The sequence below is a fragment of the Bradyrhizobium sp. SHOUNA76 genome, assembly GCF_023006445.1.
Lineage (GTDB): Bacteria > Pseudomonadota > Alphaproteobacteria > Rhizobiales > Xanthobacteraceae > Bradyrhizobium.
The window spans coordinates 1-202 of the sequence record NZ_JALBHA010001226.1 but is presented as its reverse complement, the minus strand read 5'-3'; the positions used below and the strand labels follow the sequence as shown (position 1 = coordinate 202).

Here is a 202-nt window from a genome sequence, read left to right as displayed (position 1 = left end):
ATCGCGAACAACGAAGAAATCCGCAAATCCTATCTGGGTTACTGAGGGAGCCGGGACAATGGAGCTGTTCACCAACCAGGTCCTGGCCGGCATCGCCACGGGCGCGATCTATGCCTGCATGGCGCTCGCCGTGGTCATGATCTACCAGGCCATCGACCATCTCAACTTCGCGCAAGGCGAGATGGCGATGTTCTCGACCTTC

1 pseudogene is annotated in these 202 nt (G+C 58.4%); it reads left to right on the top strand.

The features are described 5' to 3' along the window. Positions 1-58: 58 nt before the first annotated feature. Positions 59-202: pseudogene (locus MOV74_RS40620) on the top strand (branched-chain amino acid ABC transporter permease); the annotation flags it as partial.